13 protein-coding genes are annotated in these 15,014 nt (G+C 69.8%); all 13 read right to left on the reverse strand.

Annotated elements, in window-relative coordinates; genetic code table 11:
* Window positions 1-76: 76 nt before the first annotated feature.
* The 13 genes from J4030_RS06655 to J4030_RS06715 all read right to left on the reverse strand — a co-directional run bounded on the left by J4030_RS06655 (window position 77) and on the right by J4030_RS06715 (window position 14,901).
* Window positions 77-1,492: a dihydrolipoamide acetyltransferase family protein gene (locus J4030_RS06655; RefSeq protein WP_208048436.1), complete on the reverse strand. Its 1,416-nt coding sequence runs from the start codon at window positions 1,490-1,492 to the stop codon at window positions 77-79.
* A 19-nt stretch (window positions 1,493-1,511) separates the two neighbouring features.
* Entirely contained in the window at window positions 1,512-2,501 is a 990-nt protein-coding gene (locus J4030_RS06660) for an alpha-ketoacid dehydrogenase subunit beta (protein ID WP_208048437.1), read from the reverse strand.
* Window positions 2,501-3,682 (reverse strand): pyruvate dehydrogenase (acetyl-transferring) E1 component subunit alpha, encoded by a 1,182-nt coding sequence (gene pdhA / locus J4030_RS06665; protein ID WP_307864612.1) that lies wholly within the window; start codon window positions 3,680-3,682, stop codon window positions 2,501-2,503. The genes J4030_RS06660 and pdhA overlap by 1 nt, the downstream gene beginning before the upstream one ends.
* Before the next feature lie 171 nt (window positions 3,683-3,853).
* Window positions 3,854-5,035 carry an MFS transporter gene (locus tag J4030_RS06670; RefSeq protein ID WP_208048438.1) on the reverse strand — a complete coding sequence of 394 codons (1,182 nt, stop codon included), beginning with the start codon at window positions 5,033-5,035 and terminating at the stop codon, window positions 3,854-3,856.
* Window positions 5,036-5,129: 94 nt separating this feature from the next.
* A complete protein-coding gene (gene hisC / locus J4030_RS06675) occupies window positions 5,130-6,227 on the reverse strand; it encodes a histidinol-phosphate transaminase (protein WP_208048439.1) in 1,098 nt (365 codons plus the stop codon).
* On the reverse strand, window positions 6,224-6,736 hold the full coding sequence (locus J4030_RS06680; protein ID WP_208048440.1) for a general stress protein: 513 nt from the start codon (window positions 6,734-6,736) through the stop codon (window positions 6,224-6,226). The genes hisC and J4030_RS06680 overlap by 4 nt, the downstream gene beginning before the upstream one ends.
* Before the next feature lie 62 nt (window positions 6,737-6,798).
* Complete coding sequence (locus J4030_RS06685) at window positions 6,799-7,818, reverse strand: GNAT family N-acetyltransferase (protein ID WP_208048441.1); 1,020 nt, start codon at window positions 7,816-7,818, stop codon at window positions 6,799-6,801.
* 129 nt (window positions 7,819-7,947) lie between these two features.
* Window positions 7,948-8,661: a hypothetical protein gene (locus J4030_RS06690; RefSeq protein ID WP_208048442.1), complete on the reverse strand. Its 714-nt coding sequence runs from the start codon at window positions 8,659-8,661 to the stop codon at window positions 7,948-7,950.
* 38 nt (window positions 8,662-8,699) lie between these two features.
* Window positions 8,700-9,611 (reverse strand): L,D-transpeptidase, encoded by a 912-nt coding sequence (locus J4030_RS06695; RefSeq protein ID WP_208048443.1) that lies wholly within the window; start codon window positions 9,609-9,611, stop codon window positions 8,700-8,702.
* Between the two features lie 82 nt (window positions 9,612-9,693).
* On the reverse strand, window positions 9,694-10,170 hold the full coding sequence (locus J4030_RS06700; RefSeq protein WP_208048444.1) for a hypothetical protein: 477 nt from the start codon (window positions 10,168-10,170) through the stop codon (window positions 9,694-9,696).
* Window positions 10,171-10,175: 5 nt separating this feature from the next.
* A complete protein-coding gene (locus J4030_RS06705; RefSeq protein WP_208048445.1) occupies window positions 10,176-10,646 on the reverse strand; it encodes a hypothetical protein in 471 nt (156 codons plus the stop codon).
* A gap of 153 nt (window positions 10,647-10,799) precedes the next feature.
* A complete protein-coding gene (locus J4030_RS06710; protein WP_208048446.1) occupies window positions 10,800-12,779 on the reverse strand; it encodes a protease pro-enzyme activation domain-containing protein in 1,980 nt (659 codons plus the stop codon).
* 193 nt (window positions 12,780-12,972) lie between these two features.
* On the reverse strand, window positions 12,973-14,901 hold the full coding sequence (locus J4030_RS06715) for a protease pro-enzyme activation domain-containing protein (RefSeq protein WP_208048447.1): 1,929 nt from the start codon (window positions 14,899-14,901) through the stop codon (window positions 12,973-12,975).
* Window positions 14,902-15,014: the final 113 nt, after the last annotated feature.

Consider the following 15,014-nt stretch of genomic DNA (forward strand, 5'->3'; position numbering starts at 1 on the left):
CGCACCTTCCTACAACTGCCGACGTTGGGAGCACGTGCGTGCTCCATCGGGCGCGCTCGTACTCCCAACTCCGTCGTCAGCCCCAGACGAGGGCCCGGGACGGGTCCTGCAACAGGGCCGCGACGTCGGCGAGGAAACGCGAGCCGAGATCCCCGTCGACCATCCGGTGGTCGAAGGAGAGCGACAGCTGGGTGACGTGCCGCGGCACGATCGTCTCGGTGCCGTCGGCGTCGGCGACCACCCACGGCATCCGGCGCACGGCGCCGAAGCACAGGATCGCCGCCTCGCCGGGGTTGATGATCGGCGTGCCGGTGTCGACGCCGAAGACCCCGACGTTGGTGATGGTGATCGTGCCGCCGGACATGTCGCCCGGAGGGGTACGACCCTCGCGAGCCGTCGACGTCAACGCACCGAGCGCCTCGGCGAGCTCGCGCATCGACATCGCGTCGGCGTCCTTGATGTTCGGCACCACGAGCCCCCGCGGGGTCGCGGCGGCGATCCCGAGGTTGACGTAACGCTTCTGGACGATCTCGGCGGAACCGTCCGCCTGCTGCGCCCACGAGGCGTTGATGCCCGGATTGCGTTTCACTGCAACGCAGAGCGCCCTCGCGAGCACGGTCAGCGGGGTGACCTTCAAGCCCGCAAACTCGCGATCCGAGCGCAACCGGTCGACCAGCTCCATGGTGGCGCTCACGTCGATCGTGACGAACTCGGTGACGTGCGGCGCGGTGAACGCCGAGGCCACCATCGCGTCGGCGGTGAACTTACGCACTCCCTTCACGGGGATGCGCGTCTCACGCTCCTGTGCATCCGCGCGCACGGCGGCGGGCGCCGAATCAGCGCTCGGCACAGTGCCGTTCGCCAAGTAACACTCGACGTCGGCGCGCGACACGATGCCCGACTCGGCCGACGGCGCGACGCTCGACAGGTCCACGCCGTGGTCCTTGGCGAACTTGCGCACCGGCGGTTTCGCCAGCACCTTGCCACCGGTCGCGGCCGCTGGGGTCGTCGCGCGCTCCATAGAGCGCGCCGCGACCTCAGCCACCGCAGGAGCGGGCGGCGCGGGAGCGGGTGCGGCGGCCACGGGGGCCGGCGGCGCCGGTGCAGCTGCCGGTACGGCGGTAGCCCCCTTGCGGGCCCGCCGCGCGGTGGGCGCCGGAGCGGCGCCGTACCCGACCAGGTGCGGGGTGCGCTCCTCGGGCTCCTCGGCTGACGGCGTCGTCACCTCGGACGGATCGCTGCTCGCGGCACCGGCCACCTCCACGGCGATGATCGGGCTACCGACCTCGACGGTCGCGCCCTCCTCGACCAGCAGCTGAGTGACCTTGCCGGCCCACGGGATCGGCAACTCCACCAACGATTTCGCGGTCTCGATCTCTACGACGATGTCGTTGGTCGAGACCTCGTCGCCGACCTGCACCTTCCAGGTGACGATGTCGGCCTCGACCAGTCCCTCACCCGGGTCGGGGAGGTTGAACGTCTGCACAGCCACGAAGGCCCCTTCCAGCGGATCAGTAAGCGAGCGAGCGGTCGACGGCGTCGAGGATGCGATCGAGTCCCGGCAGGAACTCCTCCTCGAACCGGCTCGGCGGGTAGGGGATGTTGTACCCGCCGACCCGCAGCACGGGCGCCTCCAGGTGGTGGAAGCACTCCTGCTGGATGTGCGCTGCGATCTCCGAGCCCATCCCCAGGAACGTGCTGGCCTCGTGCACCACGATCGCCCGGCCGGTGCCCTGCACGACGCGGTCGATGGTCTCGGTGTCGAGCGGCGACAGCGATCGCAGGTCGACCACCTGCAGCGAGATGCCTTCCTGCGCAGCGGCATCCGCTGCCTGCAGGCACGTCTTCACCGTCGGCCCGTACGCCAGCAAGGTCACCTGGGTGCCCTCGTGGACGACCCGCGCGTCGTGCAGCCCGAGGATCGATCCGGCCTGCGGGTCCAGGTCGACCTCGGCGCGCTCGTGGTAGCGGCGCTTGGGCTCGTAGAACATCACCGGGTCGTCACTGGAGATGGCCTGCTGGATCATCCAGTACGCATCCGCCGGGTCCGAGCACGCGACGACCCGCAGCCCCGCGGTGTGCGCGAAGTAGGCCTCGTTGGACTCGCTGTGATGCTCGACCGCGCCGATCCCGCCGCCGAACGGCACCCGGATGACGATGGGCAGCCGCAGCGCACCGCGCGAGCGGGCGTGCATCTTGGCCAGCTGACTGACGATCTGGTCGAATGCCGGGTAGATGAAGCCGTCGAACTGGATCTCGACGACCGGCCGATAGCCGCGCATGGCCAGTCCGATCGCCGTACCGACGATCCCGGACTCGGCGAGCGGGGTGTCGACGACCCGGTCCTCGCCGAAGTCCTTCTGCAGGCCCTCGGTGATGCGGAAGACGCCGCCGAGCTTGCCGACATCCTCGCCCATCAGCAGCACCTTGGGGTCGGCTTCCATGGCGGCCCGCAACCCTGCGTTGATGCCTTTGGCCAGGGTCATCTTCTGCGCGGCCATCAGCGTGCCTCCTGCGTCTCGAAACCGGCCTGGTACTCCATGAACTGCGCCTTCTCCCGCTCCACGACCGGATGCGGATCGACGTAGATCTCGTCGAACATCCGCTCCTGGCTCGGCTCGGGCATGTTCTGGCAGGCGGTCCGCACGCGGACGGCGAGCTCGTCGGCCTCGCGGTCGACCGACTCGTAGAACGCGTCGTCGGCGTAGCCCTTCTGGCTGAGGAAGCCGCGCATCCGCTTGATCGGGTCCTTCTCGCGCCAGATGTCGACCTCGGCGGCCGAGCGGTACTTGGTCGGGTCGTCGGAGGTGGTGTGCGCGCCGAGGCGGTAGGTGAACGCCTCGATGAGCGTCGGGCCCTGCCCGGCGCGGGCGTTATCGAGCGCGGCCTTCGTCACGGCGTACACCGCGAGGACGTCGTTGCCGTCGACCCGGATGCCGGGGAAGCCGAAGCCCTGCGCGCGCTGGTACGGCGGCACGCGGAACTGCTTGTAGTTCGGCTCGGAGATGGCCCATTGGTTGTTCTGCACGAAGATCACGAGCGGCGCGTTCGCGACGCCCGCGAAGACCAGGGACTCGTTGAAGTCGCCCTGTGCGGTGCCACCGTCCCCGGTGAACGCCATCACTGCGGCGTCGCGGTCCTCGTCACCGGTGCCGACGACCCCGTCGCGCTGCATGCCCATGGCGTAACCGGTCGCGTGCAGCATCTGGTTGCCGATGACGATCGTGTAGAGGTGGTAGTTGAGCTCCGACGGCGACCAGCCGCCGTTGTCCACCCCGCGGAAGAGCGCGAGCAATTGCTCCGGCTCGATCCCGCGGCACCAGGCGACCCCGTGCTCGCGGTAGCCCGGGAATGCGAAGTCCTGCGCGCGCATCGCGCGGCCGGCACCGACCTGGGCGGCCTCCTGGCCGAGCAACGAGGGCCACAGGCCGAGTTCACCCTGGCGCTGCAGTGCGTGGCCCTCGGCGTCGAGGCGTCGTACGAGCACCAGGTCGCGGTACATCGAGCGGCCGTCCTCCGGCGTCAGCGCCTCGACGATCTCTGCGTACGGGGTGTTGGCGGCCGTCCGCTCGAGACGGGTGCCCTCCCCGTCGACGAACTGGACCATGTCGGGTCCGCCGTCGGTGATGTCCTGCTGCGCCTGTGGCACCACGGTCTCGTGGTGCACGGCGACGTCACGGATCTCGGTCACGCTCGCTCCTCTTCGCTCCGGCACGGTGGTGTCGGTGGTCGGTCGGCTCGTCACCACCGTCCAGGGTCACCGGCCGGTGATGACGGCGCCACGCCGTTGTGGCGCCGGTCACAGGTGGAAGGCTACCCCCGGGTTCAGCCCATCACCGCCACGGGCCAGGGGTCACCGCAACCGACGGTTGAAGACCAACCCGAGCACCGCGCCCAGGCCCGCCGCAGCGACCGGGACGACGTACCCGGCGTGCCCGCCCACACCCTGCACCACGATCCCGCCGAGGGCGGATCCGGCCGCGATGCCGATGACCAGCGCGGTGAAGATCATCCCCATCGACTCGGTCACCTGGTTGCCCGGCACCAGGGATCCCGCCAGTTTCATCGTCACGATGAGGGTGGGTGCGGTGGCGAAACCGGCCAGTGTCAGCACCAGCGCCAGCAGCGGGATGCTGTCGACGAGGAGCACGGGGGCCTCCAGCACGCACATCGCCAGGGCGCCGATCCACAGCGCACGATGCGCGGGTACGGCGTCCTCGCGGGCCCCGTAGACGACGCCCGCGACCGCCGAGGCGAGCGCGTAGACCGCGAGGATCAGCCCGGACGCGCCCTTGTGGCCCAGCTCCGCTGCGGTGGCGATCGTCACGATCTCGTTGGAGCCGAAGATGGCGCCGAGCATGAAGGACACCGCGCACACCACCAGCACACCGGGGTTGCGCAGCACCGACGTGGTGCTCTTGTGGGTGACGCGGTCGACCGGGGGCTCGGTGTCGGTGCGGGCCAGGAAGACCAGCGCTCCGACCAGGAACAACGTCGCGGCCGCGATGTAGCCGGCCTCGGGGAGGACCGTCGTCGCGAGCACGACGGCGAGCGCCGGGCCGCCGACGAACGCCAGCTCGTCGATGACCTGCTCCAGGGACATCGCGGTGTGCAGCATCCCGGGCCGGTCCTCGAGCAGGTGCGACCAGCGTGCCCTGCTGAGGGTGCCTGTGGTCCCGACGACGGCGGACATCGCGTAGGTGACGAAGAGCGTCCACGACGGTGCACCGAGGATCGATACCGCGACCACGCCGACCGACCAGAGCGTCGACCACACCACCAGCGGCAGCGTCACCCGCCGCTGGCCGTAGCGGTCCACCAGACGACCGATGACCGCCGCGGTGATCGCGAGGACCACCAACGCACCGGCCGAGACCGCACCCGCCAGCGAATAGGACCCGGTCCGCGCGGAGACCATCGCGACGACGGCGACGCCGAACATCGCGCCGCCCAGTCGTTCGATCGCGGAGCCGAAGAGAAACTGCCGCGCGCCGGTCACCCGCAGCACGGCGGCGTACCCATGAGGCACAGCCATCGTCCCGCCCTCCTCGAGTGGCATACCTATGTTTCGAATGCACCCCTTACAGGTGCGCCACTCGGCACATTCCTATGCCACTCGGCGGGCGGGTTCAGCGGTTGCGGAACGCCGCAGCGACCTCGATGAGCCGGTCGTTCGCACCGCGCTCGGCGATGGTGGCGCGTACCCCGTCGCCGGCGAACGGCCGCACGGTCAGCCCCGCCTCGTCCGCCGTGGCGGCGAAGTCGAGGGCGTCGTCGCCGAGCGGCAGCCACACGAAGTTCGCCTGCGAGTCCGGGATCGTCCAGCCCTGCTGCGCGAGTGCGGCGCCGACCCGGTCGCGTTCGGCGACTAGGTCGTCGACCCGTTCCTGCAGCTCGTGGCGTACGTCGAGACTCGCGATCGCGGCGCGCTGGGCGATGTCGCTGACGCCGAACGGCGTGGCGGCCTTGCGCAGCGCCTCCGCCACCCGGGGTTGCGCCACGGCGTACCCGACCCGCAGTCCCGCGAGGCCGTAGGCCTTGGAGAAGGTACGCAGCACCGCCACGTTGGAGTGCCGAGCGAGGACATCCAGCCCACGCACCGCCGACTCGTCGCGGCCGAACTCCAGGTAGGCCTCGTCGACGACGACCAGGACGTCACGCGGCACCCGCGCCAGGAACTCCTCCAGCTCCGCGGCGCCGACCGACGGACCGGTGGGGTTGTTGGGAGTGCACACCAGCACCAGCCGGGTGCGATCGGTGATCGCGTCGGCCATCGCGGTCAGGTCGTGCCGGGCGTCGGCGTCGAGCGGCACCTGCACCGACACGGCGCCCGCGAGCGCGACCACGATCGGGTACGCCTCGAAGCTGCGCCAGGCGTAGACGACCTCGTCACCCGGGTCGCAGGTGATCTGCAGCAGCTGAGCGAGCACCCCGACACTGCCGGTGCCCGTGGCGATCTGGTCGGCCGAGACGTCCAGTTCCTGCGCGAGCCGGTCGGTCAGCGCGGTGACCGCCATGTCCGGATAGCGGTTCATCTGCGTCGCCGCGTCCTGCACGACCTTCAGTACGGACGGCAGCGGCGGGTAGGGGTTCTCGTTCGAGCTGATCTTGTACGACGTCACGTCGGTCCGCGCGGCCGCGGGCTTCCCGGGCCGGTACGCCGGGACCGCGTCGAGCGCTCGCCGCAGGGCGACGGTGTCGGATACGCGGTCCTGCGGGGCGGTCACTGGCGCGGCCGCTGCAGGCCGGAGTCGAGCTGGGACAGCAGCTCGCGTCCCTGCTCGGCGAACTTGTGCTCGACCAGCACCTCGTAGCGGGTCGCGACGATGGTGCTGACGGAGGTGAAGTCGCGCCGACCCTGCGACATCGCGTAACCGACCGCGGCGTACACCAGACCGAAGAACGCACCGAAGAGGATGCCGCCGATGATCACGCCGAGCTTGTTGCTGCCGGCGTCGAAGAGGGACAGCAGCAGTCCGAAGAGCAAACCGATCCAGGCGCCGGAGGCGAGACCGCTCGCGATGACCCGTCCCCAGGTGAGGCGGGCGGTCACGCGCTCGACCTGCTTGAGGTCGGTGCCGACGATCATGCAGTTCTCGACGGGGAACTCCCGGTCGGACAGGAAGTCGACCGCGCGCTGGGCGCCGAGGTAGTCGTCGTACACCCCGAGCGACTGCGGGTACTCCAGGGCCAGCAGCGACGCACGGGCTGCCTGCATCGGGTTCTGATTGCTCATGTGGTCAGTCTCTCATCGCGTCCCGCGCCTGCCCACCCACATTCGGCCCGCGATGACGGCGCTCACCAGGACGGGTCGTGGGCGTTCTCCAGGTAGACCGCGCCGGTGCCGTCGTCGATGGCGCGGACGGCCCGCTCGATGAGTCGCGCGGTGTAGTCGGCGGTGTGCGCGCCGGCGTCGGCGACGGCCCGCCAGTGCACCGCCTTGATCTCCCGTGGCTGCAACGTCGTGGGCTCCGACGGCACGTGCACGTCGAAGACGAAGAGCGTCGCGTCGTCCCACCCGCGCCACGGCGGCAACCAGGTCACCGCGGCGAGTGAACGCACGGTGCCCTCCAGCGACAGCTCCTCGCGGACCTCGCGCACCACGGCCGTCGCCGGTGACTCCGACGGGTCCACGACGCCGCCGGGCAGATCCCAGAAGCGCTTGTACGTCGGCTGGCACAGCAGCACCTCGCCCGCGTCGTTGCGGATCAGGGCCTGCGCGATCGCGCGCTTCGTCGGCAGCGTGGTGTTGAGCACCCGCGCGAAGGACCCCCACTCGGTGACGCTGGGGTCGGTCGCCAGCCGCGCGAAGATCACCTGGTCCACGCGGCCCTCGACGGAGGTGCCGGCCGCGCGCGCCGTCCCCTCCTTCAGCATCCCCGCGCGCGCCGCGATCCGGCCCGAGCCGATGTCCTGCGCGGCGAGCCGGGTCTCGATCCGTACCACGCCGAGGTCCTCGAAGGCGTGCCGCAGGAAGACCTGCACCGCATGCGCACCCAGCAGCTGCGCGTCGGACTTGAAAAGCTGCCAGGACAACTCGGCGGTGTCGGCGCCCGTGGAGCGCAGCAGCATGCCGCCGACGACGCTGCCGTCGTCCTCGATCAGCACGCTGTTCAGCGAGCGGTCGTCGTCGTACCCCGCCTGCCACCGGGTGAGCGCCTCGGTCGCACCCGAGTCCGCGCTGCCGGTGGCCGAATCCGCTGCGAACCAGCCCGAGTTCAGCGCGCCCTTGCGCAGCCCGGGCAGGTCGGCACTGGTCCACGGACGCAGCACCAGGGATCCGTCGCGCAGCGTCGGCTGAGGTGGGGGTGTCGGCATGGCAGCACTCTACGGCGGGCGTCCTACCCCGGATCTGGTAGTCGGGCGACCCGGCCGAGGTACGACGAAGCCCCCACTCGACCTACGGGTGGGGGCCTCGCATGAGACCGGAGCCTCAGGTGTGGTGCGTCAGCCGGTGACGGGCAGCGTGGTCGTGGTGGCCGTCGGGGTCGGCGGCTGAGTGGCCGTCGAGGTGGAGGTCGACGTCGGGGTCGAGGTGCCCGTCGAGGTCGACGTGGAGGTGGACGTCCCCGTCGACGTGGTGGTGGGCGACGTCGAGGTGCTCGTCGAGGTAGACGTGCTGGTCGACGTGGAGGTCGAGGTGCTCGTCGACGTGGTGGTCGCAGCGGCGCAACCACTCACCCCGCCGATCTCGACATACTGCCCCGGCTGGTTGGGGCTGTAGTAGGCACCGACGGTGATGCTGCCAGCAGTGGCGAGGAAGGTGACCGTGCCGACCGCGTTCGGGTTGCCGATGAACTTGGCCGCCGAGACGGTGGTCTTGGTGGTGTACGTCCCCTTCGCGCCACCGCCCGTGACAACGACGGCCGGCTTCCCGTTGGAGCACCCTGTCGCCACGCCGATGACGGACTTGCTCAGCAACGGGGACTGGTACGCGACGACGGAGATGCCTTTCTGCTCCTTCGCCGATGCGACGAACTGCCCGTCGGGGTCGGTGATATTGCCGAACGCGAAACCATGGGACGCGGTGTCGGTGGCGTACGCCACGCCGTACACCGTCGCCGTTGCGGCGGAGCTGGTCGCGCTCGTCATGATCAGACCTGCCGCAGCCGTGATGCCGACGGCGGCTGATGCTCCAAAGAGCGCGGTGTTGCGCTTCATCGAGTTTCCCTTCTCGGTGCCGGATGTGGTGCTGAGTCTTAAGAGGCTGTGATGTCCACTGGAGTCCCCGTAGGCAACTTAGCGAAGATTGCGAGCGCAGCGGCTGGAACGCGGACGCAACCATGAGAGATTTTCCCCTCCCGACCGGATGCGGTCGGCCAGCCGTGCACGGCGACGGTCCCCGGGCCGCCTCCGAAGGTGTCCAACGAGTCCGAGTGGGCCCCCAGCGCGTAGATGACCGGGGAGAAGGTCTCGCTCGGATCCACGAAGCCGGCCAGCAGGAACGTCTGGCCCACGGGCGTCGGCGTGGCGTCCTTCCCGTGGCCTACGACCCACTCCCCCATCTGCGCGGCACCCTTCGTGACCGTCATCCGTCCTGCGGCCAGCGAGATGTGCACTCGCCAGTCGGTCTGCGCCGTGCGCATCCCGGCTGCCGGGATCCAGGCGAGGGAGCCGTTCGGGCGCGACGGGAGCCGCACCTGGTACCACCCGGAGCGCCGGTCGACGATCGGCAGCCAGGTGTCCAGGCCGAGCTGGGTCGCGGGTATGACGACCATCGGCTTGCCGCCGGGGGCGTCGAATCCGGCCTGGGCGCGCGCGATCCGGACGACGTTCCCGTCGCTGGTGGCACCGGCGGAACTGGGCAGTCCGCGGACCGTGGTGAAGGTGGTGGACCGCGGCAGCGAGTCCAGCTGCGCGACGCTGACCGGCGGCACCCGCACGGTCGTGGACGAGCTGGAAGAGGTGGACGGGACGCCGGAGCTCACGGATCCCGAGGCTGAGCCGGTGACGGACCCCGTCGACGCCCCGACATCGGACCCGGCACCGCCGTGCAGGACATGCACCCCGAGGACGATGAGACCGAGCACCAGGAACCCTGCGATCACCCCCGCGACGCGCACACCCATGCGCTGCGCCATCCCGCTGTTGCGGCCGCCCCTGCCTGCCATGAACCCCTCACAACGCCGCCGTCGCGTGAGCACGCGCCGCCGGGAGATCGTAACCCTCCAAGCCCTTCTCGAGCGGTCTGCGTTACCGGGTCGTCACCGAACGGATCTGGGCCGACGTCACGAGGAAGACGGTCGCGCTGCAGGTGCTCATCGCACCCTTCACCGGGTGACCCACGATCGTGACGGTCGCGCTCTGCGCGGGGCCGGGTGACGAGCTGAGCGCCGTACGACGCCCGAACGAGTGCGCGATCGCGACGAGCTTGGCGGGCAGACCCGGGCCGGTGAGCGCGTACTTCTTCCCGTCGGTCGCCACGAAGCCCACGCACGTCAGTCCGTCACCGCTGACGGTGCCCTGGAGGGTGACGTCGCCGGGAGAGGTCGAGAGCGACGGTGACGGCGGCCGGACGCTCGCGCTGGGCGAGGCGGCGACGCTCGAGGTCGCGGTCGACGTCGGGTCGCTCGACGTCGCCGCACCCCCGCTAGACGCCGAGCCACAGCCCGCCAGCAGGAGGACGCCGAGCGCACCCAGTCCGATCGCGCTCGTGATGGGTTGCGCCATCGCGGTCATCCCGCGGTGATCGAGTGGATGGTCGCCGCGGTGACCACGAAGGTGGTGCCCCCGCACTGGCTCATCAGGCCGGAGACGGTGTGGCCGACGAGGGTGACCTTCGCGATCTGCGCCGGCGACGGTTGTGCGGTGATCGCACTGCGCGAGCCACCCGAGTGCGCCACGACGTACAGCTTCCCCGGCACCGCACCGCTGATGACGTATTGGTGACCGTCCGCGCTGTGGAAACGCACGCAGGGCAGCCGTTCACCGCGGACCGTTCCGCTGAGAGTGACGTTCTTCGCGGAGGACGATCCACCGGCCGAGCTCGATGGGGCGGTGCTCGACGGGGCGGTGCTCGAAGACGACGGTGGGGACGACGCCGATGTCGTGGAACCACCTGGGGACGTCGCTGATCCACAGCCGGCCAGCACGGCGGCGGCGAGCGCCACGGTGCCGAGCGACGACAGCACACGGAACGAACTCATGATGCTCCTTCGTGGACGGCCCATCCGTGACCTGCCGGTCATCGCCGGCCGCCCTCATCCTTACGACGACCTGCGCCGCCGTCGGGTTGGGTGGGGACGCGGAAAGGGCCCGCGAGCTGTTGCTCGCGGGCCCCTCCCAGATGGATCAGTGGGTCACTTGAAGGCCTTGATGAAGTTCAGGCCGTTCAACTCACCGACGCCGGTGACGTTGTCCCAACCCTTGGCGGTCACCAGGTTCTCCTGACGATTGAAGGAGTTGATCGGGTGACCGTCGAGGCTCACGATGACGCCCGCCGGGTACTTGGTGCTGGGGACGAAGGCACCGGCGGTGTTGACACCGTTGAGGTCCCGCAGCGCCGAGGTGCCGAGCAGGGCGTAGAGACGCGGCGCGGCGTTGCCGATCGAGACCTTGTTGTAGGCCTTGGCGAGTGCGACCGTCGCGGCCACCATCGGCGAGCCGAGGCTGGTGCCGCCGTACGTGTCGTACTCCTGCGTGCCCGTGGACAGGATCGGCACGCCACCCGGCGTGTACTGGTAGGCCGTGTCGCGCACGGTGAAACCGGTGTACGGGTTGGAGAGGCCGGCGACGTCGGGCACGGCGCGCATCGTGGACGAGGTCGTGACCTTGCCCTTCTGCCACGTCGGGATCTTCGACACCTGGCTGACACCGCCACCGGCACCGTCGACCGGGAACGCGATACGCGTCTTGGCCGTCGAGCTCAGGCTCTTCTGCTGGTAGTAGGCGTCCTCCCAGCCGACGTCGGCGACCAGGGAACCGGCCGCGGACAGACCGACCGAGGAGCCACCGACCGCGGTCGTGTAGCTGCTGGAAGCCGGGTAGCCGATGTGCGGCTTGTTGTCCGGGTTGCCACCCGTGCCCAGGTCGTTTCCGGCGGCGTCGGAGTTGTCGCCGCTGTCACCGCTGGAGGCGAAGGTGCTGATGCCGGTCAGGCTGGCCTGCTGCAGCGGGCGGTCCCAGGCGGCCTTGCCGGCGGCGGTCAGGCCCTGGTCGTAGGCCTCACCGAACGACATCGAGATGGTCGAGACCTTGTGCTCGTTGACCATCTTCGACAGCTCGGCGGTCAGGTCCGCGTCCTGGCAGCTCTTGGCGCCGTAGTAGAAGATCGGCGACTTCGGCGAGACCGAGTGCGACGACTGCACGTCGATCGACTGCTCGGCACCCGAACCGTACGGGTCACAGCCGGGCTGGGTGGCCTCGATCTGAGCGTTCGTGGCCGCCGGGTAGGCGGTGTAGTTCGTGAGCAGCGGGTACTTCGCCGCCGCCATGTAGGTGTTGGTCTCGGCCTTCATGTTGGGGTCGTTGCCCCACAGCAGCAGACCGATGGCCGGGGCGTTCGTCTGCGCGGCGGCCACGCCCTGGATCTTGGCCAGGTCCTGAGGCACGTAGCCGCAGATCAGGTTGGACTCCTTGCCGTAGACCTTCGCCGACGGCTGCAGGTGGTCGCCCCAGTGCGGAGCACACTTGGCGCTGCCGTCCGAGGCGGCCGCCGAGATGCGGCCGCGCGGGGCGCCCGACACCTTGCTGGTGGGAGTGCGGCTGATGGTCTGACGCGAGGACCCGGCCTGGTGGGCGTTGTAGACCTTGGCCTTGCGCACGGTGCTCAGACCGGCGATGCCGCTCAGCCCGACCGAGCGGTCGACGACGGGGGTGCCGATCGCGGCGACGCCGGAGGCGCCGTCGGCGGATGCCCGACGGACCGTGACGCCGAACGCGCTGTTCACGTGCGTTGCGGTGGTGTGGACCATCACCTGGCCGCCCGCGACGTCGACCTGGTCGACGGTCATGCCGTGCGACTTGGCGAACGACGTCACGCGAGCGAGCTGCGCCGCGCTCGGCGCGAACAACGCGCGGTAGCGAGCGGTGCTGACCACTGTGCCGGCGGCGGTCATCCGGGCCATCAGGGCCGCATTGCGCTGCGGCACCTGGAGCGTCAGCGACATCGGGGTCGACGCGGGGGCGTTCGCACCGATGCGAAGACCGCTCGTGGACACCGAAGAGTTGGAGAGCGTGGTCCTGGCTCCATTGGGGGTGGCGGCCAGAGCTGCCGCGGCGGGCACCACGGAGGCCGTCGTGAGGACTGCGGTGACCGCGGCCAGACTGCGACGTTTCATTTGCCTGTCACTTCTCCTAATCGGGACTGTTATGACGGAAAGCAGCGAACTCGTGTGGCCGATTACCCAGGCCTGCCAGACCCCTACCCCTCACTCGCGGCTGCGCGAGTCACACAATAACCACGAAGGACGGCCTGCGGTGGGCCTCGTGGCCAACCCATCCGAGAACGTTCATCCGCTCGTTTTCGACGCTCTACTTGAACGCGGTGATGAAGTTCATCCCGTTCGGTTCGCCGACCCCGGTCACCGTGTCCCAGCCCGCTTTGCTGACCAGGTTCTGCGGCTTCCCGTCCAGAACCACCAGTTCCTTGCCGTAGGTGGGGGATTCGTAGTAGACCCCAGCGGCGCCCGGTGTCTTGACGTCCAGCAGCGCGGAGGTGCCGAGCATCGCGTACAGCCGCGGTGTCGCCAGACCGACCGACACGTTGTTGTACGCCTTGGCAAGCGCCACCATGGCCGCGACGATCGGCGTCGCAAGGCTCGTGCCGCCGTACGTGTCGTACTCCTCGACCCCCGCGCCGGTCGGCACGCCGTTCGCGTTCTCGGCGTAATAGGTGTCGCGGATCTGATAGCCGGTGTACGGGTCGGCGAGCGCCGCCACGTCCGGGACGACGCGGTGGGTCGTGGATCCGGAGACCACGCCCTGCTGCCAGGTCGGGATCGCCGACACCGAGCTCACGCCCCCGCCCGCGCCGTAGATGTCGTGGTTCGGGACGACCGCGGTGGGTACCACGGTCGGGCTCGGCTGCGCGAGGAACTGGTCCTCCCACCCGGCGGTCACCGCGCGAGTGCCGTTCTTGTAGTAGCCGATCGAGGTGCCGCCGACTGCCGTCGTGTAGGCGCTGCTCGCCGGGTAACCGACGTGGGGCGCGGCATCCGTGGTCTGCGTCGAGTTGTCGCCGTCGTCACCGCTGGCCGCGAAGGTGCTGATACCGGTCAACGACGCCTGCTGCAGTGCTCGGTCGTACGCCGCCCGGTCGGCCGGCATCAGGCTGCCGGCGTCGTCCTGGTAACCGCCGAAAGACATCGAGATGGTGGAGACCTTGTGCTGGTCGACCATCAGCTGCAGCTCGGTCGCCAGATCGGTGTCGTAGCAGCTCCTCGCGCCGTAGTAGTAGATCGGCGAGTTCGGCGAGATCGCATGCGAGGACTGCACATCCAGCGCGGTCTCACCGCCGGCGTTGTAGGGATCGCAGTCGGAGTGCCGGGCCTGCACCTGGGCGTTGGTCGCCGCGGCGTTGGCGATGTAGGTCTTCAGCTGCGGATAGCCGTACGCGCTCATGTACCGGTTGGTCTGGGCGAGCATCGCCGGTTCGTTGCCCCACAGCAGCAGCCCGATCGCCGGTGCCTTCGACTGCGCGGCCTGCACGCCGTACATCGCGGACAGGTCCGCGGGCAGGTAGCCGCACAGGTAGTTGGACTCGAGGGCGAACTTCTGACCCGAGGCGCTCGGGTAGAGGTGGTCGCCCCAGTACGCCGCGCACGCCTTGGAGCCGTCGGAGACGGCCTTCGGCGCGACCCGCCCGGTCGTGGTCGTGGTGGCGGCCGACCTGGCGTGGGCGGGGAGCTTGATGTGCGTCGTGTGGGCCCGACCGAGGGCGTTCAGGCCGGCGATCCCGCTGAGTCCCAACGAGTTCGGCACCGTCGGGTTGGTGGTGACCGCCAGCCCGTGTCGACTGCCGAGGGACGCGGTGTGCACCCGCACGCCGAACGCCGAGTCGACCCGGCCGACGCTCGCCTCGACGCTGATCTGCCCGGAGTTGCGGCTGACCGAGGTGACGGTGAACCCGCGGCCGGTCGCCCATGACCGCACCTTGGCGAGCGCGGCGGTGGACGGCGCGACGAGCGCGGCGTACTGCGCCGGGCTGAGGACGGTGCCGCGCGCGATGAGCCGGTCGACCTGCGCCTGGTTGCGCAGGGGTAGCTGCAGGGTGAGCGACATCGGCGTCGCTGCGGCCGCGGGGCTGCCGAAATGCACCCGGGCACCGGAGTCATCGCTGATCACGCCGGAGTTCGCCAACACCGTGCGGCCGGCGGCGGGGGCGGCCGCGGCGGTCACCCCCGGTGTGAGGGCTACCGCGGTGACGAACGCTGTGGCGGCGGCGAGATGCACACGATTCACGGCGGGACTGCCCTTCACAAGGGATGCGGGGAGTGACGGGCAACCCTGGGAATGAAGGGTGCTCGCACGGCCCGACCTTAGTTGGAACAACCCCTCGAAAGCGGATGGGAACC

Source organism: Allobranchiibius sp. CTAmp26 (assembly GCF_017565405.1).
Lineage (GTDB): Bacteria > Actinomycetota > Actinomycetes > Actinomycetales > Dermatophilaceae > Allobranchiibius.